Genomic DNA, 20,213 nt, shown 5'->3' with positions numbered 1-20,213 from the left:
CGCCATCACTGTGGGAGCTGGCTTGCCGGCGATGGGCTGCAGCGCAGCCCCTGTTACAGCACCGTCAATCTGTCAGTCGTTGACACTCACAACCCGCCCCGCCTGCTCGGCAGCCTTGCCGCGGGTCGCCAGGCAGTAATACAAGGGCACCGTCACCAGCAGCCCGAACAGCCAGGACAAGTCCGCCCCTTCGACAATGTTCGAATACGGCCCCACATACAGCGCCGTATTGGCAAACGGCAGCTGCACCACGATGCCGCAAGCATAAGCAATGATCGCGTGGTGGTTGAAGCGGCCATAGATGCCGCCGTCAGCACTGAAGATCGAAGCGATGTCGTACTGGCCTTTCTTGATCAGGTAGAAGTCGATCAGGTTGATCGAAGCCCACGGCACCAGTACCAGCAGCAGCGCCAGGATCAGGCCGATGAAGTGGCCGATGAAGTCCGCCGAGGCGTTCAGTGCAACCATCCCGCAGCCCACCAGAATCACCGTGGCCAGCATCACCCGCACCTTGATGCTCGGCGTCCATTCGGCGATGAAGGTCTGGATCGCGGTGACGATCGACAGCACCGCGCCATACAGGTTGAGGGCGTTGTGGCTGATGATGTTGAGCAGGAACAGCACCATCAGGATCGGGCCCAGCCAGCCGGTGGCCTGCTTGACCGCGTCCATGGCGTCGGTACCTTCCGGCACGCACAGCACCGCCACGGCACCAAAGCTGAAGCACAGGATGGTGCCCAGGGTCGCGCCGAAGTACGTGGCCCAGAACGGCCTGGCAATGCCCACTTCACGCGGCAGGTAACGCGAATAGTCGGACGTGTACGGCGAGAAGCTGATCTGCCAGATGGTGCCCAGCGACACGGTGGCGATAAAGCCCGACAGATTGAATGCACCACGGCTGAAGAAGTCTGCCGGCAGCTCCTGGGCGAACATCATGATGAACCCCGCCAGCAGCGCAGAGCCCATCACCCAGGTACCGATGCGGTTCAGGACATGGATGAAGCGGTAGCCGATCACGCCAATGGCCGTGGCGCTCAGGGCACCGATCACGATCGCGCCCGGCATTGGCATGCTCGGGGCAATGCCGTGAATGGTCTTGCCCGCCAGGACGATGTTGGAAATAAAGAAGCCGACATAGATCAGTGCGGTGAAGAACACGATCAGCAAGGCGCCGTAGCGGCCGAACTGGCCACGGCTTTGCACCATCTGTGGAATGCCCAGCTGCGGTCCCTGCGCAGAGGCCAGGGCGATGACCACACCCCCGACCAGATGGCCCAGCACAATGGCGATCAGCCCCCACAACAGGTTCAGGTGGAACACCTGGACCACCATGGCGCCGGTAACGATAGGCAATGGCGCAATGTTGGTACTGAACCAGAGGGTGAACAGGTCGCGCGCCTTCCCGTGGCGCTCGGCAGGCGGAACGTAATCGACCGTGTGATTCTCGACAAACTGGTGTTGCGATGACGGTTGGGACATAGGATTCAGCTCGAAAGGTCGTTTTTATCTTTGTAAGGAAACCGCGTCTAGGCGGCCTCTCAGCTGCGGACCATATTATGGTATTCCAAACTTTTGACAACACTGATCCGCACGAAAAAGCGTCCACTGATCTGCTTTGGAAACCCCTTCTACAAACCGCCTCACCGCGCTAAGCCACGGCCTACGTGGCTTAGCGCCGTTCATCGCGCAATACCCATGCTTGAAAATTCCGCTTGCAAAATAGGTATTACGGTATACCATCAGACACATCAACGATAAAAACCGCGGACCACCGCAGCCTTTTAGAGGTACTCCCGATGATCGACGCAACCGTCTACAAGAACGTCCTGGGCTCCTTCCCGTCCGGCGTTACCGTCATCACAACCCTGGACGACGACGGCTCGGTTGTCGGCCTGACCGCCAGCGCCTTCTCCTCCCTGTCGATGGACCCGCCGCTGGTGCTGTTCTGCCCCAACTACACCTCCGACTCCTACCCGGTGCTCATCAAGCAGAAGCGCTTCGCCATTCACCTGCTGTCCGGTGAACAGCAAGCCGAAGCCTATGCGTTTGCCAAGAAGGGCAAGGACAAGGCCAGCGGTATCGAGTGGTCCATGAGCCAACTGGGCAACCCGATCCTGGCCGGTGCCACCGCTGTCATCGAATGCGAACTGTGGCGTGAATATGAAGGTGGCGACCACGCCATCATGGTCGGCAAGGTGCATAACCTGATCGTGCCCGAAGAAGCGCCACGGCCGATGGTGTACTGCCGCGGCAAGATGGCCAGCCTGCCCGCCTTTGCCTGAAGCCTATTCTGAATCGTGACCACTGGCGCCCACCCTGCCAGGCGCCAGCCCCTTTCAAGCGTTGAGGAAAGCCCCATGAAATTTTCGTTGTTCGTACACATGGAACGTTGGGATGAACAGGTCAGCCACCGCCAGTTGTTCGAAGACCTGACCGAACTGACCCTGATGGCCGAAGACGGCGGTTTCAGCACCGTGTGGATTGGCGAACACCACGCCATGGAGTACACCATTTCGCCAAGCCCGATGCCGCTGCTGGCCTACCTGGCCGCGCGCACGGAAAAAATTCGCTTGGGTGCCGGCACTATCATTGCGCCGTTCTGGAACCCGATCCGCGTCGCCGGCGAATGCGCCCTGCTCGACGTGATCAGCAACGGCCGCATGGAAGTGGGCCTGGCCCGTGGCGCCTACCAGTTCGAGTTCGACCGCATGGCCAACGGCATGCCAGCCACCGACGGCGGCAAGGCGCTGCGCGAGATGGTGCCTGTGGTACGCAAACTGTGGGAAGGCGACTACGCCCATGAGGGCGAAGTCTACAAGTTCCCCACCTCCACCAGCGTGCCGAAACCGTTCAACGCAACGCCGCCGATGTGGATCGCTGCCCGCGACCCGGACTCGCACAACTTCGCCGTGGCCAACGGCTGCAATGTCATGGTCACCCCGCTGATGAAGGGTGATGAAGAAGTGCTCGACCTGAAGAACAAGTTCCAGGCCGCCGTGGACAACAACCCGGACGTGCCGCGCCCCCAACTGATGGTGCTGCGCCATACCCACGTGCACAGCCCGGCGGAACCTGAAGGCTGGAAAATCGGCGCCCAGGCCATTTCGCGCTTCTACCGGACGTTCGATGCCTGGTTCGGCAACAAGACGGTACCGGTCAACGGCTTCCTGGAGCCGAGCCCGGAATCGAAGTTTGCCGAAGTGCCGGCATTCCAGCTGGAGAACATCCGCAAGAACACCATGATCGGCACCCCGGAAGAAATTATCGCGCGCATCAAGTACTACCAGGAGCTCGGCGTCGACGAGTTCAGCTTCTGGTGCGACAACAGCCTGCCCCACGCCGAAAAGAAGAAGTCGCTGGAGCTGTTCATCAAGGAAGTGGTGCCGGCGTTCGCCTGAATTCCCATTGCCTGAATCATTGCGGGACGCGCCCGCTCCCGTGGGCCCCTTCGGCCTGCGTGAGCGGGCTTTTTTTTGAAACCTGTGCAGTCCCTGCGGGAGCGGGCAAGCCCGCGAAGCGGCCAGTACAGACAACAGAGAAATCAAGGCATCAGGCCACCTTTCGTCCCCCGGCAAGAGAAATTTCGTGACACCTCTTGCACAACAAATATTATGGTATACCATCAGACAACAAGAGCTGATAACCCTCACCAGGAGCCACCCATGAGTTTCGAAATCCGCAAGATCGTCACCTACTCCGAAGAGACCCGCATCGAAGGCGGCAAGGCCACCGACAAACCGGTGACCATGGTCGGCCTGGCCGTCGTGATAAAGAACCCATGGGCCGGTCGCGGTTTTGTTGAAGATCTGAAGCCGGAAATCCGCGCCAACTGCTCGGAGCTGGGTGCCCTGATGGTCGAGCGCCTGACCGCCGCTATCGGTGGTGCCGACAAGATCGAAGCCTACGGCAAAGCTGCTGTGGTCGGCGCCGACGGCGAGATCGAGCATGCGTCGGCGGTGATCCACACCCTGCGCTTCGGCAACCACTACCGCGAAGCGGTCCAGGCCAAGAGCTACCTGAGCTTCACCAACAAGCGCGGCGGCCCTGGTACCTCGATCCAGATCCCGATGATGCAGAAGGACGACGAAGGCCTGCGTTCGCACTACATCACCCTGGAAATGCAGATCGAAGACGCCCCGCGCGCCGATGAAATCGTCGTGGTGCTGGGCGCCGCCGACGGTGGCCGCCTGCACCCGCGCATCGGCAACCGCTACATCGACCTGGAAGAACTGGCTGCCGAAAAAGCCAACGCTCAATAACAACAACCAAGACGGGCCGGGGCGTGGCGTGCTTTCCCGCCGTGCCCGACCTTCAAGGAGCGCCCTCCATGATTCAGCCTGTCGCTGAACGTACACCTGCCGGCACCAGCTACCTGTCCGTAGGCCAGGGCCAACCCGTGGTACTGATCCACGGCGTGGGCCTGAACAAGGAAATGTGGGGCGGTCAGATCGTTGGCCTGGCCAACGACTACCGCGTCATCGCCTACGACATGCTCGGCCATGGTCAAAGCCGCGTGCCGGCTGCCGACACGCCGCTGGAAGGCTACGCCGACCAGCTCGCCGAACTGCTCGAGCACCTGCAAATTCAACAAGCGACCGTGATCGGCTTCTCCATGGGCGGGCTGGTTGCTCGTGCCTTTGCCCTTAACTACCCGCAGCGCCTGGCTGCACTGGTCGTGCTCAACAGCGTGTTCAACCGCACCCCCGAGCAGAGTGCCGGCGTGATCGCCCGCGCTGCCCAGGCGGCAGAGCTGGGCCCCGACGCCAACGTCGATGCTGCCCTCGACCGCTGGTTCAGCCGTGAGTACAAGGCTGCCAACCCGGCGCAGGTCGCCGCCATTCGCCAGGTGCTGGCGAGCAACGACCCGCAGGGCTACCACACCACGTATTCGCTGTTTGCCACCCAGGACATGTACCGCGCCGGCGACCTGGGCAGCATCCAGGTGCCGACGCTGATCGCCACGGGCGAACTCGACTCGGGCTCCACCCCGGCCATGACCCGCCAGCTCGCCGCCAGCATCCCGGGTGCGCACAGTGTGGTCCTCGCCGAGCAACGGCATATGATGCCGGTAGAAGCACCCCGTGAAGTCAACAAGATGCTGCTGGACTTCCTCGCGCAAGCCCGCACCCTCACCGAATCCGCCAAGGGGATTGTTGCATGACCCTCGTTCGTTTCCAGATGTGCATCGACGGCCAATGGCGCGATGCCCAGAGCGGCAAGACCTTCGACAGCCTAAACCCGGCCACCGCCCAGGCCTGGGCACAGCTTCCCGACGCTGACGAAACCGACGTCGAGCTGGCCGTGCAGGCCGCCCAGCGTGCCTTCGAAAGCAAGGAATGGCGCAGCATCACCGCCACCGCGCGTGGCAAGCTGCTGCGTCGCCTGGGTGACCTGATTACCGAGAACAAGGAACACCTGGCCCAGCTGGAAAGCCGTGACAACGGCAAGCTGATCCGCGAAACCCGCGGCCAGGTCGGCTATCTGCCAGAGTTCTTCCACTACACCGCAGGCCTGGCCGACAAGCTTGAAGGCGGCACCCTGCCCCTGGACAAGCCCGACCTGTTCGCCTACACCGTGCACGAGCCCATCGGCGTGGTGGCCGGGATCATCCCGTGGAACAGCCCGCTGTACCTCACCGCGATCAAGCTGGCCCCGGCCCTGGCTGCCGGCAATACCATCGTGCTCAAACCTTCAGAGCACGCCTCGGCGACCATCCTCGTGCTGGCCCGGCTGGCCCTCGAAGCTGGCTTCCCGGCTGGCGTGGTCAACGTGGTCACCGGCTACGGCCCAACCACCGGCGCAGCACTCACCCGTCACCCGCTGGTGCGCAAGATCGCCTTCACCGGCGGCGCCGCCACAGCCCGCCACGTGGTACGCAGCAGTGCCGAGAACTTCGCCAAGCTGTCGCTGGAGCTGGGCGGCAAGTCGCCGAACATCATCTTCGCCGACGCCGACCTGGACAGCGCCATCAACGGTGCCGTGGCTGGCATTTATGCCGCCTCCGGGCAAAGCTGCGTGGCCGGTTCGCGCCTGCTGGTGCAGGACGAGATCTTCGACGAATTCGTAGAGCGCCTGGTTACCCGCGCCAAGCGCATCCGCATCGGCAACCCGCAAGACGACGCCAGCGAAATGGGCCCCATGGCCACCGCACAGCAGCTGGCCGTGGTCGAAGGCCTGGTGGCTGCGGCCAAGGCTGAAGGCGCCAAATTGCACATGGGCGGCAAGCGTGCCGAGGTCGAGGGTGACGGCTGGTTCTACGAGCCGACCCTGTTCGAGTGCGACAGCAACTCGATGACCATCATGCAGGAAGAAGTGTTCGGCCCGGTCGCTGCGGTCATCCGCTTCAAGACCGAAGAGGAAGCCCTGGCCATCGCCAACGACTCGCAGTTCGGCCTGGCAGCCGGCATCTGGACCCGCGACCTGGGCCGTGCCCATCGCCTGGCCCGCGACGTGCGCTCGGGGATCATCTGGGTCAACACCTACCGCGCCGTGTCGGCCATGGCGCCAATTGGTGGTTTCAAGAACAGCGGCTACGGCCGTGAGAGCGGCATCGATTCGGTGCTGGCCTATACCGAGCTGAAGACCGTGTGGATCAACCTGTCCACCGCGCCGATGCCCGACCCGTTCGTGATGCGCTAGGAGGAACACGAGATGATCGAACCCGGCATCTACAAAGACGTGATGGGCTCTTTCCCGTCCGGCGTCACGGTAGTCACCACCCTGGACGCCGACGGCGCCATTGTCGGCATCACCGCCAGCGCCTTCAGCGCGCTGTCGATCGACCCGGCGCTGGTTCTGTTCTGCCCCAACTACGCCTCCGACACCTATCCGATCCTGCGTGACAGCAAGCAGTTCGCCATTCACCTGCTGTCCGCCGAACAGACTGCCGAGGCCTATGCCTTCGCCGGCAAGGGCAAGGACAAGGCCAAGGGCGTCGAGTGGCACTTGAGCGAGCTGGGCAACCCGCTGCTGGCCAAGGCGACGGCGATCATCGAGTGCGAACTGTGGCGCGAGTATGACGGCGGCGACCACGCGATCATCGTCGGCGCAGTGAAGAACCTGGTGCTGCCGGCCGAGCCGGTGACGCCGATGGTCTACCACAAAGGCAAGCTGGGCGCCCTGCCGCCCCTCGGCTGATATAGCTTGAAGCCAACACGATGACCCTGTTTTCAGGGGTCGCGCTAATCGTCTCACCCTCGGTTGCGGCCCCTGTTTTATTCCGGAGTACTGCGCATGAGCAATGAAAAGTACGAGAAAGGCCTGCAGATCCGTACCCAGGTGCTGGGCGAGGACTACGTCAACCGCTCGATCCAGAACGCCGACGAGTTCACCAAGCCGTTGCAGGAGCTGGTCACCGAATACTGCTGGGGCCACGTCTGGGGCCGCGAAGGCTTGTCGCTCAAAGAGCGCAGCATGATAAACTTGGCCATGATTTCCGCGCTCAACAGGCCCCACGAGCTCAAGCTGCACATTCGCGGCGCATTGCGCAATGGCCTGAGCCGTGAACAGATTCGCGAAATTCTGCTCCAGGTCGGTATTTATTGCGGCGTACCCGCGGCGGTGGACAGTTTCCGCCTGGCCCGTGAAGCGTTTGCCGAAGCCGATGCGGAGTCAACCCGATAACAACGGGCTGTTCGAACCACTGCATGGAAAGCCTCGGTTCGGGGCGTTCCGCGATGTTGGCGCAACAGCCTCTTAAAGAGCGCACCTGATGAAACGCCAGCCACTCGACGACAGCTTCAAGGTCAACCGCAACCCCGTTACCCTGCGCGAAATCGTGCTAGACAAGCTGCGCGCGGCGATCATGAACTTCCACCTGCTCCCGGGCGACCGCCTGGTCGAGCGCGACCTCTGTGACCGCCTTGGCGTCAGCCGCACCTCGGTACGCGAAGCCCTGCGTCATCTGGAGTCTGAAGGCCTGGTGGAGTTTGCCGACGCCAAGGGCCCGCGCGTGGCCATCATCACCCTGGAAGACGCCCGCGACATCTATGAGCTGCGTTGCGTGCTCGAGGGCCTGATCGTGCAGCTGTTCACTCTCAACGCCAAGGCCAAGGACATTCGTGCCCTGGAGCGTGCGCTGGAGGTGAACCGCGAAGCGCTGGAAGAAGGCGAGCTGCAACAGGTGCTGGATTCGGTACAAGGTTTCTACGATGTGCTGCTGGAAGGCTCCGGCAACCAGGTGGCGGCCCAGCAGCTGCGCCAGTTGCAGGCACGCATCAGCTACCTGCGCGCCACCTCGGTCTCGCAGGAAAACCGCCGTGGCGCCAGCAACCGCGAAATGGAAAAGATCGTCGAAGCCATCAAGGGCGGCGACCCGCTGGTGGCCCACCAGGCTTCGGTCGACCACGTCCGCGCTGCCGCCAAGGTGGCGCTGGACTACCTGCGCCAGAAGCAGGATGACAACCCCAAGGTGCGCGACATCGTCGAGCCCCTGGCCCTCAAGGAACCCCGCATAGGTCGCTGATCATGCCTACCGCCCCGCGCTATTGCCCGCACTGCACCACGGAACTGGCCCGGGGCGTTCCCACAGGCGACACCCACGAACGCCTGCACTGCACCGGCTGCGGCTACATCCACTACATCAACCCGAAGATCATCGCCGGCTGCATCATCGAGCGCGATGGCAAATACCTGTTGTGCCAGCGCGCCATCCCGCCACGCCCCGGCACCTGGACCTTGCCGGCCGGGTTCATGGAGGCTGGCGAAACCACCGAGCAGGCGGCACTGCGCGAAGTCTGGGAAGAAAGCGGCGTGCGTGCCGACATCGTCTCGCCCTACTCCATCTTCAGCGTGCCGAAAATCAGCGAGGTGTACATCATCTTCCGCGCCAGCGTCACCGAAGAAACCGGGCAGTACGGGCCGGAGACCCTGGCGTACAAGTTCTTCGAACCCGACGAGATTCCGTGGGAAGAGATCTACTACCCGGCAATCCGGCAGATTCTCGAGCGCTACATCCTTGAGCGGCAGGCTGGGGTGTATGGCATTTACATGGGCAATGATGACACCGGCAAGGTGCACTTCATTCGCTAGCATAGACCACCACAAAATACTCGCCAACCGTCTATTCTCGGTGCACCCTAAAGACCTTGAAACAAGGACCGACAGAGCACATGGCGAAATGGCTAGACGGCGGCGGGCTGATGGCCGAACGCATCCGCAACCACGACTGGGCCAACACCCCCCTGGGCCCACTCGAACATTGGCCCGATGCGCTGAAGACCACAATGGCCCTGTGCCTGGCCTCGCGCTTCCCGCAGGCCGTACTCTGGGGCCCGGACCTGCTCACCCTGCACAACGATGCCTTCACCCAGATTCTCGGGCGCAAGCCCCTGGCCCTTGGCATCCCCTTCCGCGACGTGTGGCAGGAAGCCTGGGCCGACATTGGCAGCATGGCTGACCGTGCCCTGGCTGGCGAAGCGGTGTACATCGAAGACTTTCCGCTGATCATCGACCGCAACGGCGGCCCGGAGCGGGCCTATTTCACCTTCTGCTACAGCCCGATTCGCGGCCTCGATGGCGAGGTGCTGGGCATGCTCGACACGGTCACCGAAACCACCACCAGCGTGCTCGCCAACAGGCACCTGAACTTTCTCGACGCACTCGGCCGTGCCATAGCCGACGCCACCGCCGCGGACCAGATCCTGGACACCACCACGCGCATGATGGTCGAGCACCTGGGCCTTTCCAGTTGCGCGTATGCGGTGATGGACGCTGACGAGGACGGTTTTACCATCTGTGGCGACGCGGTGGCCCCCGGCTCGCCGAGGCTGGTGGGCCAGTACCAACTGCACGACTTCGGCCGTCTGGCACTCAGCCGCCTGCGCAGCGGCCTGCCGCTGGTGATCAACGACAACCTCAGTGAACTGGCCGCCGACGAAGCCGCCACCTTCCAGGCCATCGGCATTACCGCCACCATCTGCATGCCGCTGATCAAAGGCGGCCGCCTCATCGCTCTGATGGCGATCCATGACAACGCCCCGCGCACATGGACACACTACGAACAGGCGCTGATCAGCGAAGTGACCGAGCGTTGCTGGGCGCATATCCAGCGGGTTCAGGCCCATGCCGAAGTGCGTGAGGCCATGGCTGCACTGGAGGCGCTGAATGCCACCCTCGAACACCGCGTCGACGAGCGCACCACCCAGCTGGTGCACACCGAGGCAGTGTTGCGCCAGGCCCAGAAGCTGGAAGCCATCGGCCAGCTGACCGGTGGCGTGGCGCACGACTTCAACAACCTGCTGACGATCATTCGCTCGTCGTTGCACTTTCTGCAGCGCCCCAACCTTGATGAAAAACGCCGCGAGCGCTACATCAAGACCATATCTGACACAGTCCACCGTGGTGCCAAACTGACCGGGCAGCTACTGGCCTTCGCCCGCCGCCAGGCCCTCAGCCCCGAAGTGTTCGAGGCCGGGCCACGGCTGGAGGCCATGGCCGACATGCTCGACACCGCCACCGGGGCGCGCATTCAGGTCGAGCTGCAACTACCGCAGGCGCCGTGCCACATCCGCGCCGATCTCAGCCAGCTGGAAACCGCTGTGATCAACCTGATGCTCAACGGCCGCGACGCCATGGCCGGCGAAGGCACCTTGCAGCTGCGCCTGCAGGCTGACCAGCGCCTGCCTGCCCTGCGCGGCCAGCCTTCGCCGCCAGCCCGGTTCGCGGCGATTTCGGTGAGCGACAGCGGTGTGGGTATTGCCGCCGAGCTGCTGGAGCGCATCTTCGACCCGTTTTTCACCACAAAAGCCCCGGGTGAGGGTACCGGGCTCGGGTTGTCGCAGGTGTTCGGTTTTGCCAAGCAGTCCGGGGGCGATGTACAGGTGGCAAGCATCCCCGGCCAAGGCACCACTTTCACCCTTTACCTGCCACAGGAGGATCCGCCTGCGGCCTCGGCCGAAGACGCCTCGGCCAGCAGCCACTGATACCTTGCAGCGCAATGGACGATCAACGGCGCCCTTCTGCCAGCATGCATCGAACGGGAGATCAGGTAGATCATGTTCGGCCCCGGGGTCAGCACCATGCCGAGGCAGATCAGGGCGAAGGTGAGCAGTTGGGTGGTTTCAGGCATGGGGCACATCCTGGTTGTGCAAGGGTTTGCGGCGAGTGTATCTGAAGCCATTTGTCACGGGTGAAATCAGTTGATCTGCCCGGCTATCAAACCCAGGGCCACGGTAATCATCGCCACCCCCGATACCCGCCCGACCAGCTTCGCCGCCCCCGGCCGGGTGCTCAGCACGGCTTTGGCGCCATAGCCGACCAGTGAGTAGATCACCAGCGAGCTGCACAGGTGCACCAGGCCCAGCAGCAAGATCTGCAAAGGCACCGGCCAGCTCGACTGCGGGTCGGTGAACTGCGGCAGCAAGGCCAGGAACAGCAGGAACACTTTAGGGTTCAAGCCGCTGACGCAAAACCCTTTCAACGCCCAACGCGAACCCGACTCCCCCTCACCACCCTGCCCGGCCTCGGGCAATGCCGGGCTCAGCAACAGGTTGCCGCCCAGCCACAGCAGGTAGCTGCACCCTGCCAAGGTCAGCAGGGTCAGCGCCAGCGGGTGGCCTGCCAACAGGCTGCCTACACCCGCAGCCACCACCAGTGTCGCCAGGAAATGCCCCGACAACATCCCCGCCACTGCGGGCATCACCCAGCGCCCGCGCATGCCTGCCGAAATGGCGTAAGCCCAGTCTGCACCCGGGGTAATCACAAACAGCATCGACACGGCCCAAAATGCCGTCAGCACACTGATAGCCACTTGAATCTTCCTTATCTACTGCCTTGGGATGTCGAAAGATTACGGATTCCGCTCGGGGATTTTCTTTCGTATATTCCCTGCAATCGTTCAATTCCCGGAAGATTCTTCTCAATGGACAGAACTGACAGAAAAATACTTGCCGAGCTGCAAAAAGACGGTCGGCTGTCGGTAACCGAGCTGGCCGAGCGTGTGGGGCTCAGCCTGTCGCCGTGCCATCGGCGCTTGAAGGCACTGGAGGAGTCCGGGGCGATACTCGGCTATCACGCCCGCCTGGCCCCGAGCGCCCTGGGGCTGAACTTTGCTGCGCTGGTGTTCGTGACCCTGCGCGAGGTCACCCGCCAGCCAGTGGCGGATTTTGAAGCGGCACTTTCGGAGATCCCGCAGATCGTCGAAGCGCAGCGGTTGTTTGGCGATCCGGATTACCTGCTGCATGTGGTGGCCAAGGACCTGCCGGCGTTTCAGAAGCTGTACGACGAGAAACTGACCAGCATTCCCAACGTGAAGCGCCTGAGCTCGACCCTGGTAATGAAAGAAGTGATTCAGGACCGGTTGCTGCCGATGTAGCTCCATCGCCTGTACTGGCCCTTTCGCGGGCTCGCCCGCTGCCACAGGTTCACCACAGGTACTAAACGCTGCGCCATACCTGTGGCACCGGGCAAGCTCGCGATAGGGCCTATACAGGCAACGATTCAGCTGCCCTGAAAACGCGCATCACGCACCATCAAAGCCCACCGTTTTCTACCGACACAGGGCTCACCCCCTCTATCCCAAGCCCTGCCGCCAACTGGCACCGTCCTTGCTAGCGTCACCCGCTTAAGCTTTTGTCAGCCTTAGGTTTTTTAAGGTTTATGGGTACATATTTACTAATTTCTCGTTATCCCCGCGCCCCGCATCATCCCTCCAACAAGAACGCGTCGCCCATCGCCGGCACGCCCCCGGGCAGCTCCCGATGCCCTACCTTGCCTTGGAGTCAGTCATGACCAGTGCAGCCAATTCGGCACCCCTGATAGAAAAACACACAATCGGCTACGTGCCCCCGCAAGACCGCCATGGAAAGGTAAGGGATCTGTTCACACTGTGGTTCGGCGGCAATATCGCGCCGCTGCCCATCGTCACCGGCGCGCTGGGCGTGCAGCTGTTTCACCTGAACCTGATATGGGGCATCGTCGCCATCCTGGTCGGCCACCTGGTCGGCGGGGTACTGATGGCTCTGCACTCGGCCCAGGGCCCGCAAATGGGCATCCCGCAGATGATCCAGAGCCGCGCGCAGTTCGGCACCCTCGGTGCGCTGCTGGTGGTGGTGATCGCCGGTGTCATGTACATCGGCTTCTTCGCTTCCAACATCGTGCTCGCCGGCAAGTCGCTGCATGGCGTGGTAGACACCGTGCCGGTACCGGTGGGCATCGTCATCGGTGCGCTGGGGTCGGGCATCATCGGTATCATCGGCTACCGCTTCATCCACGTGCTCAACCGTATCGGCACCTGGGTGCTGGGCATCGGCATCGTGGTCGGCTTCGGCTACATCTTCACCCACGTGCAAAGCGACGACTTCCTGACCCGTGGCAGCTTCAACCTGGCCGGCTGGCTGGCCACCGTATCGCTGGCGGCGCTGTGGCAGATCGCCTTTGCGCCCTACGTGTCGGACTACTCGCGCTACCTGCCGGCGGATGTGAAAGTCAGCTCGACGTTCTGGACCACCTACCTGGGCTCTGCCCTGGGCTCGAGCCTGTCGTTCATCTTCGGCGCCGTGGCGGTACTGGCGATCCCGGCAGGCATGGACACCATGGATGCGGTCAAGCTGGCCACCGGCACCCTGGGCCCGATCATGCTGGTGCTGTTCCTGCTCAGCGTCATCAGCCACAACGCCCTCAACCTGTATGGCGCGGTGCTGTCGATCATCACCCTGGTGCAAACCTTCGCTTATCGCTGGATTCCTACTGCCAAGAGCCGTGCGGTGCTGTCGCTGATCGTGCTGTCGGCCTGCTGCGTGGTGGCGGTGTTCGCCTCGGCAGACTTCATCGGCCACTTCGTCGACATGGTGCTGGTGCTGCTGGTGGTGCTGGTGCCGTGGACAGCGATCAACCTGATCGACTTTTATGTCATCCACAAAGGTGACTACGACATCCAGTCGATCTTCCAGGTCGATGGCGGTATCTACGGGCGTTACAACCCACAGGCGTTGATTGCCTATGCGGTAGGTATCGTGGTGCAGATCCCGTTCATGAACACGCCGCTGTATGTCGGGCCGATTTCCGAGCACATCAACGGGGCTGACCTGTCGTGGCTGGTAGGGCTGGCAATTACCTCGCCGCTGTACTGGTGGCTGGCCAGCCGTGACAGTGCCTACCGTCGTCGGCAGACGAGTGCCAAGTTGGCCATGGGGCACTGATTCAACCTGTAATGGCCCTATCGCCGGCAAGCCAGCTCCCACATGAGCACCCCAGGCCTGGGCCTAGTGGGTACCTGTGGGAGCTGGCTTGCCGGCGATAGGGCCGGTGCTGGCAACACATCAATCAGAGGTTGTAAGCCCGCTCATTGTGCTCCGCCAGGTCCAGCCCCTGCTCTTCTTCCTCCCGGCTGGCCCGCAGCCCGACAGTCAGCTTGATCGCCCCGAGAATCGCCCAGCTCACCACGAAGCAGTACACGAAGGTGAACACCACCCCCTTGAGCTGCACCAGTGCCTGCCCGATGGGCGATACGCCCTCCACATAGCCCCCCAGCGATGGCGCTGCGAACACCCCGGTCAGCACCGCCCCGACCATCCCGCCAACGCCATGCAGCCCGAACACATCGAGGCTGTCGTCATACCCCAGCGCCTGCTTGAGCCGGGTCACGGCAAAGAAGCAGATGGCCCCCGTCAGCACACCGATCACCAGCGCACCGAGGGGCCCGACGAACGCGCAAGCCGGTGTGATGCCCACCAACCCGGCCAATGCCCCCGACGCTGCACCCAAGGCAGTCGGCCGGCCATGCATCACCTTCTCGGTCAGCAACCAACCGACAATCCCCGCACAAGCCGCCACCATGGTCGCCAGCATCACCACCCCGGCCCCCTCGTTGGCCGCCAGCCCCGAACCCACGTTGAAGCCGAACCAGCCCACCCACAACAACCCCGCACCCACCAGGGTAAAGCCGAGGTTGTGCGGCGGCATGGCCACCTGAGGGTAGCCCTTGCGTTTGCCCAGCATCAACGCTGCAGCCAAGGCAGCCACGCCAGAGTTGATATGCACCGCAGTACCACCGGCGAAATCGAGCACGCCCCAGTTGACCATCAACGCCCCCGGCCCGCCCCACACCATATGGGCGATGGGTGCGTACACCAGCACGAACCACGCCGCCATGAACAGCAACGAAGCGCTGAACTTCATGCGCTCGGCAAAGCCGCCGGCAATCAGCGCCGGGGTGATGATGGCGAACGTCAGCTGGAACACCGCAAACACGCCTTCGGGGATGGTGCCGACCAGGCTGTCATGGCCGATATCCAGCATCAGTGCCTTGTCCAGCCCGCCGATAAAACTGTTCAAGGTGATCTGGCCCTCGACCATGCCGGTGGTATCGACCACCAGGCTGTAACCGAACAATACCCAGAGGATGCCGATAACCCCAGCCACGGCGAACAGCTGGGTGAACACGGAGAGGAAGTTCTTGGCACGCACCATGCCGCCATAGAACAGCGCCAGGCCAGGGATGCACATCATCAACACAAACATCGCGGCGCAGATCATCCAGGCGGTGTTGCCGGTGTCCAGGGTGGTTTCGGCGGCAGTGGCCTGGGTGGCCAGGGCTAACAACATTACAGCGAGGCTGAGGTGCTTCATCGAGTCACTCCTGTGGAAATGGTGGGGGCCCTTGGGGCTGCTTTGCAGCCCTTTCGCGACACAAGGTCGCTCCTACAGGGGAGCGCGCAAGCTCAGGCACGGCAATCCCCTGTAGGAGCGGCCTTGTGCCGCGAAAGGGCCGCAAAGCGGCCCCAAAAACGGTGGATCAGTACTGCGCCTGCCCCGGCACCCAGGCCGTCCCCGCCAACGGCACCCGCGCCATCGCCGCCGCTTCCACGGTCAATGCCACCAGGTCCTCCGGGTCAAGGTTGTGCAGGTGCGACTTGCCGCACGCCCGCGCCATGGTCTGGGCCTCCAGCACCAGCACCCGCAGGTAATTCGCCAGACGTCGCCCTGCCTCCTCCGGGTTCAGGCGCTTGGCCAACTCCGGGTCCTGGGTGGTGATGCCGGCCGGGTCGCGGCCGTTTTGCCAGTCGTCATAGAAGCCGGCGGCCGAGCCAATCTTCCTCAGCTCGCTGTCCAGGCGGGGGTGGTTGTCACCCAGGGCGATCAGCGCCGCCGTACCAATGGCCACCGCGTCAGCCCCCAGGGCCATGGCCTTGGCCACGTCGGCACCGTTGCGGATACCGCCAGAGACAATCAGCTGCACCTTGCGGTGCATGCCCATTTCCTGAAGCGCCTGCACCGCCTGCGGGATGGCCGGCAGAATCGGGATGCCGACGTGCTCGATGAACACTTCCTGAGTCGCTGCGGTACCGCCCTGCATGCCATCGAGCACGATCACGTCGGCACCGGCCTTCACCGCCAGCTTGACGTCGTAGTACGGGCGGCTGGCGCCGATCTTCACGTAGATGGGTTTTTCCCAGTCGGTGATCTCGCGGATCTCGGCAATCTTGATCGCCAGGTCGTCCGGGCCGGTCCAGTCCGGGTGGCGGCAGGCGCTGCGCTGATCGACGCCGATCGGCAAGGTGCGCATGCCGGCCACCCGCTCGGTCACTTTCATGCCAAGCAGCATGCCGCCACCGCCCGGCTTGGCGCCCTGGCCGAGGACGATCTCGATGGCGTCGGCCTTGCGCAGGTCATCGGGATTCATACCGTAGCGCGATGGCAGGTATTGATACACCAGATGCTGCGACTGGCCGCGCTCTTCCGGGGTCATGCCGCCGTCGCCGGTGGTGGTACTGGTGCCCGCGATGGTCGCACCACGGCCCAGCGCTTCCTTGGCATTGGCCGACAGCGCACCGAAGCTCATGCCGGCGATGGTCACCGGGATTTTCAGGTGAATCGGCTTTTTCGCAAAGCGGCTGCCCAGCACCACGTCCGTGCCGCACTTCTCGCGGTAGCCCTCCAGGGGGTAACGCGACACGCTGGCGCCCAGCAGCAGCAGGTCGTCGAAGTGCGGCACACGGCGCTTGGTGCCACCACCGCGAATGTCGTAGATGCCGGTTTCGGCGGCACGCTGGATTTCCTGGATGGTCAGGCGATCGAAGGTGGCCGACTCACGCAGTACCGGGGGGAATTGCTCGCTCATGGGAATGCTCCTGGATCAGTACGCGCTGGCGTTGTCGACTTTGAAGTTGTATAGCTGGCGGGCCGAGCCGTAACGTTTGAAATCGGCGGCCTTGTGGTCCAGGCCAGCCTTGTTCAGCAGCTCCTGCAGCTCTTGCAGGTGTTCGGCGCGCATTTCCTTTTCGATGCAGTCCGAGCCCAGTGACTGCACCGAGCCCTTGACGTAGATGCGCACCTCGTACAGCGAGTCGCCCAGCGCATCGCCGGCATCGCCACACACCACCAGGCGCCCGGCCTGGCCCATGAAGCAGCTCATGTGGCCGATGTTGCCGCCTACCACGATGTCCACGCCTTTCATGGAAATACCGCAACGGGCACCGGCGTCACCCTCGATCACCAGCAGCCCGCCATGGGCAGTGGCACCAGCGGCCTGGGAGGCACTGCCCTTGACCCGCACCGAACCGGACATCATGTTCTCGGCCACACCCACACCGACGTTGCCGTGCACGGTGACACTGGCCTGCTGGTTCATGCCGGCGCAGTAGTAGCCGGCATGGCCTTCGATATCCACCGCCACGGCAGCGTTGATGCCGACAGCCAGGTTGTGCTTGCCGCCAGGGTGGGTCACTTGCCATTCCAGGTCCTGCACCTCGCCGTGCAAGGACTGGTTGAGCACACGCACCGAAGTGCTGGACAGGTCGATCGTCTTCATATGGTTCTCCAGGGGTTCGGTGGCAGGTCAGGCGCTTTCGCGTTCCCAGACGTACAGCGTGGCCGGGGCCGGTTCCCAGACCTTGGCGTGCTCGATGCCTGGCAGGCCGGCCAGTGCCTGGTATTCCGAGGCCATGGCCACGTAGTCTTCGGTCTCGGCCAGCACCGCCGGCTTGCAGGCAATCGGGTCGCGGATCACGGCAAAGCCGTTGCGGGTGCCGATGGCAAAGGTGAAGAAGCCGTCCAGGTCTTCCAGTGCGCCATCCAGGGCCTGGGCCAGGCTGTCACCCTGCTGCAGGCGCCAGGTCAGGTAACCGGCGGCCACTTCAGTGTCGTTGTCGGTTTCGAAACTGATGCCTTCGCGCTTGAGCTCCTGGCGCAGGCGAAAGTGGTTGGACAGCGAGCCGTTGTGCACCAGGCACAGGTCGGCGCCGGTGGAAAACGGGTGGCTGCCTTCCATGGTCACGGCGCTTTCGGTGGCCATGCGGGTGTGGCCGATAATGTGGCTGCCCTTCATGCCGGCCAGGCCGTAGCGACTGGAAATTTCCGCCGGCAAGCCCATGCCCTTGAGGATTTCGATGCTCTGCCCGGCGCTCATGATGCGCACGTCCGGCGCGAGCGCAGCCAGCGCGGCGCGGGCCGCAGCTTCATCGGTATGCACCTTGAGCACTGCGGCGCTGGCGTTCTGGAACCAGTCCAGCGAGCAGCCCAGGTGCCCTTCCAGCTGGCCCATCAGGGTGGTCCACGGGTAATTTATATCGGCCGCTTGCAGGGTCAGCTTGACCCAGCCATCGGCCACTTCGTCGCCGTAGATGGCAAAGCCGGCGCTGTCCGGGCCACGGTCGGTCATGGCTTCGAGCATGGGTTCGAAGAGCTTGCCAAGCTGGGCTTCCAGCTCGGGCTTTTTCAGGTACAGGCCTACAATTCCACACATGGTGATGCTCCTTACTAGGCAGTGGGCGACCGCTCTCGTATTGGCCGCCCAGGGGATTGGGGGCGGTCAGAAGAACTCGGTGTAACGCTGGATTTCCCAGTCGGAGACGTGGCGGCAGTACTCCACCCACTCCATGCGCTTGAGCTTGATGAACTCGTCGACGATCTCGGCGCCCAGCACCTCGCGGAACAACGGGTCGGCTTCGAGCGCGTCGGCGGCCTCCTTCAGCGATTGCGGCAGGGTCTTGATGCCGCGTGCGGCAATTTCTTCAAGGCTGAGGGTGTACAGGTTTTCATTGCACATCTCGCCCGGGTCCAGCTGGCGGTCAATGCCATCCAGGCCGGCAGCAATGATCGCGGCGGTGACCAGGTACGGGTTGCAGCCGGCGTCCGGCAGGCGAAACTCCAGGCGACCATAAGGAATGCGTACCATCGCCGAACGGTTGTTGGCCCCCCAGGCAACGAAGGCCGGGGCCCAGGTGGAGCCCGACAACGACCGGCCCACCACCAGACGCTTGTAGGAATTGACCGTCGGCGCCGCAAAGGCACACAGCGCCGGGCCGTGTGCCATCAGCCCTGCGGCAAAGTGGTAGGCCAGCTTCGACAGGCCCATGCCGCTGCTGTCGGACGGGTCGTGGAACAGGTTCTTGTGGGTGCTGCTGGCCAGCGACAGGTGAAAGTGCATGCCGTTGCCGGCGCGCTTGGGGTCGGGCTTGGGCATGAACGAGCAGATCATGCCCAGGTCGTTGGCGATCTCACCGGCGGCCATGCGGAAAAAGGTGAAACGGTCGGCCGACTCCATGGCATCGCTGTAGGTGTAGTTGATCTCGAACTGGCCGTTGGCGTCTTCGTGGTCGATCTGGTAGATGTCGAAGCCCACCGGCTGCAGCGCCTCGGTCAGGCGCTCGAGGAACAGCCGCGAGCGCGACAGGCCCTTGTAGTCGTAGCAGGGTTTGTCGAGGTTGTCGGAGGCGTCCACCAGTTGCAGCTTGCCGCCTTCGTCGCGGCGGAAAAGGCTGAACTCAGGCTCAAGGCCGGTATTCAGGGTCCAGCCCTTGTCGGCCAGGCGCTGCACCTGCTGCTGCAACACGTAGCGGGTGTCGTAGGGCCAAGGCTTGCCGTTGACATGGCCCACGCACACCACCCGGCCATAGCCCGGCTGCCAAGGCACCGGAACCAGCGTGGACAGGTCGCCGCGGGCCATGAAGTCCGGGCCGTGCGGCTCCATGCCCATGCCGCAGATGGCGAACCCGGCAAAGCCGGCGCCCTCCTCGGCTACCATCTTCAGGCCCGATACCGGCACCGATTTGGTCTTCGCCGAACCATGGATGTCGACGAACTGCGCCAGCACGTACTTGATGCCGTGTTGGTCGAGGGTGCGCTGGGTTTCTGCTGGCAACATGGGTTGAACACTCCTGGGCAAGGGGCAATGATTCCGCAAGGGAAACTTACTTTCCTCTCAGGAATGCAATGCGCTTGCCAAGTTTGTTCAAGGTGCGCCTTGGGTGCCTGTTGGGGCCTCTGCGCGGGCA

19 protein-coding genes and 1 pseudogene are annotated in these 20,213 nt (G+C 63.1%); 12 read left to right on the top strand and 8 right to left on the bottom strand.

Features of this window, described 5'->3' with window-relative positions; translation table 11 throughout:
* Window positions 1-72: 72 nt before the first annotated feature.
* On the bottom strand, window positions 73-1,479 hold the full coding sequence (locus WF331_RS16280; protein ID WP_016499265.1) for a purine-cytosine permease family protein: 1,407 nt from the start codon (window positions 1,477-1,479) through the stop codon (window positions 73-75).
* A gap of 317 nt (window positions 1,480-1,796) precedes the next feature.
* Here WF331_RS16280 and WF331_RS16275 point away from each other — a divergent pair, with 317 nt between their 5' ends.
* The 10 genes from WF331_RS16275 (at window position 1,797) to WF331_RS16230 (ending at window position 10,922) form a co-directional block, all read left to right on the top strand.
* Window positions 1,797-2,282 carry a flavin reductase family protein gene (locus WF331_RS16275; protein ID WP_016499264.1) on the top strand — a complete coding sequence of 162 codons (486 nt, stop codon included), beginning with the start codon at window positions 1,797-1,799 and terminating at the stop codon, window positions 2,280-2,282.
* Window positions 2,283-2,357: 75 nt separating this feature from the next.
* Window positions 2,358-3,398, top strand: coding sequence for an LLM class flavin-dependent oxidoreductase (locus WF331_RS16270; protein ID WP_340623100.1), 1,041 nt, complete (start codon window positions 2,358-2,360; stop codon window positions 3,396-3,398).
* A gap of 264 nt (window positions 3,399-3,662) precedes the next feature.
* Window positions 3,663-4,259 carry an amino acid synthesis family protein gene (locus WF331_RS16265; protein WP_003256068.1) on the top strand — a complete coding sequence of 199 codons (597 nt, stop codon included), beginning with the start codon at window positions 3,663-3,665 and terminating at the stop codon, window positions 4,257-4,259.
* A gap of 68 nt (window positions 4,260-4,327) precedes the next feature.
* Window positions 4,328-5,161, top strand: a complete 834-nt coding sequence (locus WF331_RS16260; RefSeq protein WP_016499262.1) for an alpha/beta fold hydrolase — start codon at window positions 4,328-4,330, stop codon at window positions 5,159-5,161.
* Complete coding sequence (locus tag WF331_RS16255) at window positions 5,158-6,639, top strand: aldehyde dehydrogenase (RefSeq protein ID WP_340623099.1); 1,482 nt, start codon at window positions 5,158-5,160, stop codon at window positions 6,637-6,639. The genes WF331_RS16260 and WF331_RS16255 overlap by 4 nt, the downstream gene beginning before the upstream one ends.
* A 12-nt stretch (window positions 6,640-6,651) precedes the next feature.
* On the top strand, window positions 6,652-7,137 hold the full coding sequence (locus tag WF331_RS16250; protein WP_016487520.1) for a flavin reductase family protein: 486 nt from the start codon (window positions 6,652-6,654) through the stop codon (window positions 7,135-7,137).
* A gap of 96 nt (window positions 7,138-7,233) precedes the next feature.
* The gene (locus WF331_RS16245; RefSeq protein ID WP_016499260.1) at window positions 7,234-7,623 is read left to right on the top strand and encodes a carboxymuconolactone decarboxylase family protein; all 390 of its coding nucleotides are present in this window, start codon (window positions 7,234-7,236) and stop codon (window positions 7,621-7,623) included.
* Between the two features lie 88 nt (window positions 7,624-7,711).
* Window positions 7,712-8,464 carry a GntR family transcriptional regulator gene (locus tag WF331_RS16240; protein WP_016499259.1) on the top strand — a complete coding sequence of 251 codons (753 nt, stop codon included), beginning with the start codon at window positions 7,712-7,714 and terminating at the stop codon, window positions 8,462-8,464.
* Between the two features lie 2 nt (window positions 8,465-8,466).
* Window positions 8,467-9,030, top strand: a complete 564-nt coding sequence (locus WF331_RS16235) for an NUDIX hydrolase (protein WP_016499258.1) — start codon at window positions 8,467-8,469, stop codon at window positions 9,028-9,030.
* Between the two features lie 80 nt (window positions 9,031-9,110).
* Window positions 9,111-10,922 (top strand): ATP-binding protein, encoded by a 1,812-nt coding sequence (locus WF331_RS16230; protein WP_016499257.1) that lies wholly within the window; start codon window positions 9,111-9,113, stop codon window positions 10,920-10,922.
* A 20-nt stretch (window positions 10,923-10,942) separates the two neighbouring features.
* Here the strand turns inward: WF331_RS16230 and WF331_RS16225 are convergent.
* Window positions 10,943-11,068: pseudogene (locus WF331_RS16225) on the bottom strand (LysE family translocator); the annotation flags it as partial.
* Window positions 11,069-11,134: 66 nt separating this feature from the next.
* Entirely contained in the window at window positions 11,135-11,749 is a 615-nt protein-coding gene (locus WF331_RS16220; RefSeq protein WP_016499255.1) for a LysE family translocator, read from the bottom strand.
* A 111-nt stretch (window positions 11,750-11,860) separates the two neighbouring features.
* On the opposite strand from WF331_RS16220, the gene WF331_RS16215 reads away from it, so the two are divergent.
* Together WF331_RS16215 and WF331_RS16210 are read left to right on the top strand one after the other, a co-directional pair.
* On the top strand, window positions 11,861-12,313 hold the full coding sequence (locus tag WF331_RS16215; protein WP_016499254.1) for an Lrp/AsnC family transcriptional regulator: 453 nt from the start codon (window positions 11,861-11,863) through the stop codon (window positions 12,311-12,313).
* A gap of 412 nt (window positions 12,314-12,725) precedes the next feature.
* Entirely contained in the window at window positions 12,726-14,138 is a 1,413-nt protein-coding gene (locus WF331_RS16210) for a purine-cytosine permease family protein (RefSeq protein WP_016499253.1), read from the top strand.
* 124 nt (window positions 14,139-14,262) lie between these two features.
* Here the strand turns inward: WF331_RS16210 and WF331_RS16205 are convergent, their stop codons facing one another.
* The 5 genes from WF331_RS16205 to glnT all read right to left on the bottom strand — a co-directional run bounded on the left by WF331_RS16205 (window position 14,263) and on the right by glnT (window position 20,083).
* A complete protein-coding gene (locus tag WF331_RS16205) occupies window positions 14,263-15,567 on the bottom strand; it encodes an ammonium transporter (RefSeq protein WP_016499252.1) in 1,305 nt (434 codons plus the stop codon).
* Window positions 15,568-15,733: 166 nt separating this feature from the next.
* A complete protein-coding gene (locus tag WF331_RS16200; RefSeq protein WP_284397888.1) occupies window positions 15,734-17,059 on the bottom strand; it encodes an FMN-binding glutamate synthase family protein in 1,326 nt (441 codons plus the stop codon).
* Window positions 17,060-17,074: 15 nt separating this feature from the next.
* Window positions 17,075-17,749, bottom strand: a complete 675-nt coding sequence (locus WF331_RS16195; protein WP_016499250.1) for a GltB/FmdC/FwdC-like GXGXG domain-containing protein — start codon at window positions 17,747-17,749, stop codon at window positions 17,075-17,077.
* 27 nt (window positions 17,750-17,776) lie between these two features.
* Window positions 17,777-18,682, bottom strand: a complete 906-nt coding sequence (locus WF331_RS16190; RefSeq protein ID WP_284360718.1) for a class II glutamine amidotransferase — start codon at window positions 18,680-18,682, stop codon at window positions 17,777-17,779.
* A 66-nt stretch (window positions 18,683-18,748) separates the two neighbouring features.
* On the bottom strand, window positions 18,749-20,083 hold the full coding sequence (glnT, locus tag WF331_RS16185; protein ID WP_016499248.1) for a type III glutamate--ammonia ligase: 1,335 nt from the start codon (window positions 20,081-20,083) through the stop codon (window positions 18,749-18,751).
* Window positions 20,084-20,213: the final 130 nt, after the last annotated feature.

The organism is Pseudomonas sp. YNh, from assembly GCF_037993085.1.
Lineage (GTDB): Bacteria > Pseudomonadota > Gammaproteobacteria > Pseudomonadales > Pseudomonadaceae > Aquipseudomonas > Aquipseudomonas putida.
Note: the sequence above shows the minus strand (reverse complement) of the source record. Positions and strands in the feature narration are given on the sequence as shown.

Coding starts and splice junctions, on each gene's coding strand:
- WF331_RS16280 (WP_016499265.1), bottom strand. CDS start 1,479: ATGTCCCAACCGTCATCGCAACACCAGTTTGTCGAGAATCACACGGTC.
- WF331_RS16275 (WP_016499264.1), top strand. CDS start 1,797: ATGATCGACGCAACCGTCTACAAGAACGTCCTGGGCTCCTTCCCGTCC.
- WF331_RS16270 (WP_340623100.1), top strand. CDS start 2,358: ATGAAATTTTCGTTGTTCGTACACATGGAACGTTGGGATGAACAGGTC.
- WF331_RS16265 (WP_003256068.1), top strand. CDS start 3,663: ATGAGTTTCGAAATCCGCAAGATCGTCACCTACTCCGAAGAGACCCGC.
- WF331_RS16260 (WP_016499262.1), top strand. CDS start 4,328: ATGATTCAGCCTGTCGCTGAACGTACACCTGCCGGCACCAGCTACCTG.
- WF331_RS16255 (WP_340623099.1), top strand. CDS start 5,158: ATGACCCTCGTTCGTTTCCAGATGTGCATCGACGGCCAATGGCGCGAT.
- WF331_RS16250 (WP_016487520.1), top strand. CDS start 6,652: ATGATCGAACCCGGCATCTACAAAGACGTGATGGGCTCTTTCCCGTCC.
- WF331_RS16245 (WP_016499260.1), top strand. CDS start 7,234: ATGAGCAATGAAAAGTACGAGAAAGGCCTGCAGATCCGTACCCAGGTG.
- WF331_RS16240 (WP_016499259.1), top strand. CDS start 7,712: ATGAAACGCCAGCCACTCGACGACAGCTTCAAGGTCAACCGCAACCCC.
- WF331_RS16235 (WP_016499258.1), top strand. CDS start 8,467: ATGCCTACCGCCCCGCGCTATTGCCCGCACTGCACCACGGAACTGGCC.
- WF331_RS16230 (WP_016499257.1), top strand. CDS start 9,111: ATGGCGAAATGGCTAGACGGCGGCGGGCTGATGGCCGAACGCATCCGC.
- WF331_RS16215 (WP_016499254.1), top strand. CDS start 11,861: ATGGACAGAACTGACAGAAAAATACTTGCCGAGCTGCAAAAAGACGGT.
- WF331_RS16210 (WP_016499253.1), top strand. CDS start 12,726: ATGACCAGTGCAGCCAATTCGGCACCCCTGATAGAAAAACACACAATC.
- WF331_RS16205 (WP_016499252.1), bottom strand. CDS start 15,567: ATGAAGCACCTCAGCCTCGCTGTAATGTTGTTAGCCCTGGCCACCCAG.
- WF331_RS16200 (WP_284397888.1), bottom strand. CDS start 17,059: ATGAGCGAGCAATTCCCCCCGGTACTGCGTGAGTCGGCCACCTTCGAT.
- WF331_RS16195 (WP_016499250.1), bottom strand. CDS start 17,749: ATGAAGACGATCGACCTGTCCAGCACTTCGGTGCGTGTGCTCAACCAG.
- WF331_RS16190 (WP_284360718.1), bottom strand. CDS start 18,682: ATGTGTGGAATTGTAGGCCTGTACCTGAAAAAGCCCGAGCTGGAAGCC.
- glnT (WP_016499248.1), bottom strand. CDS start 20,083: ATGTTGCCAGCAGAAACCCAGCGCACCCTCGACCAACACGGCATCAAG.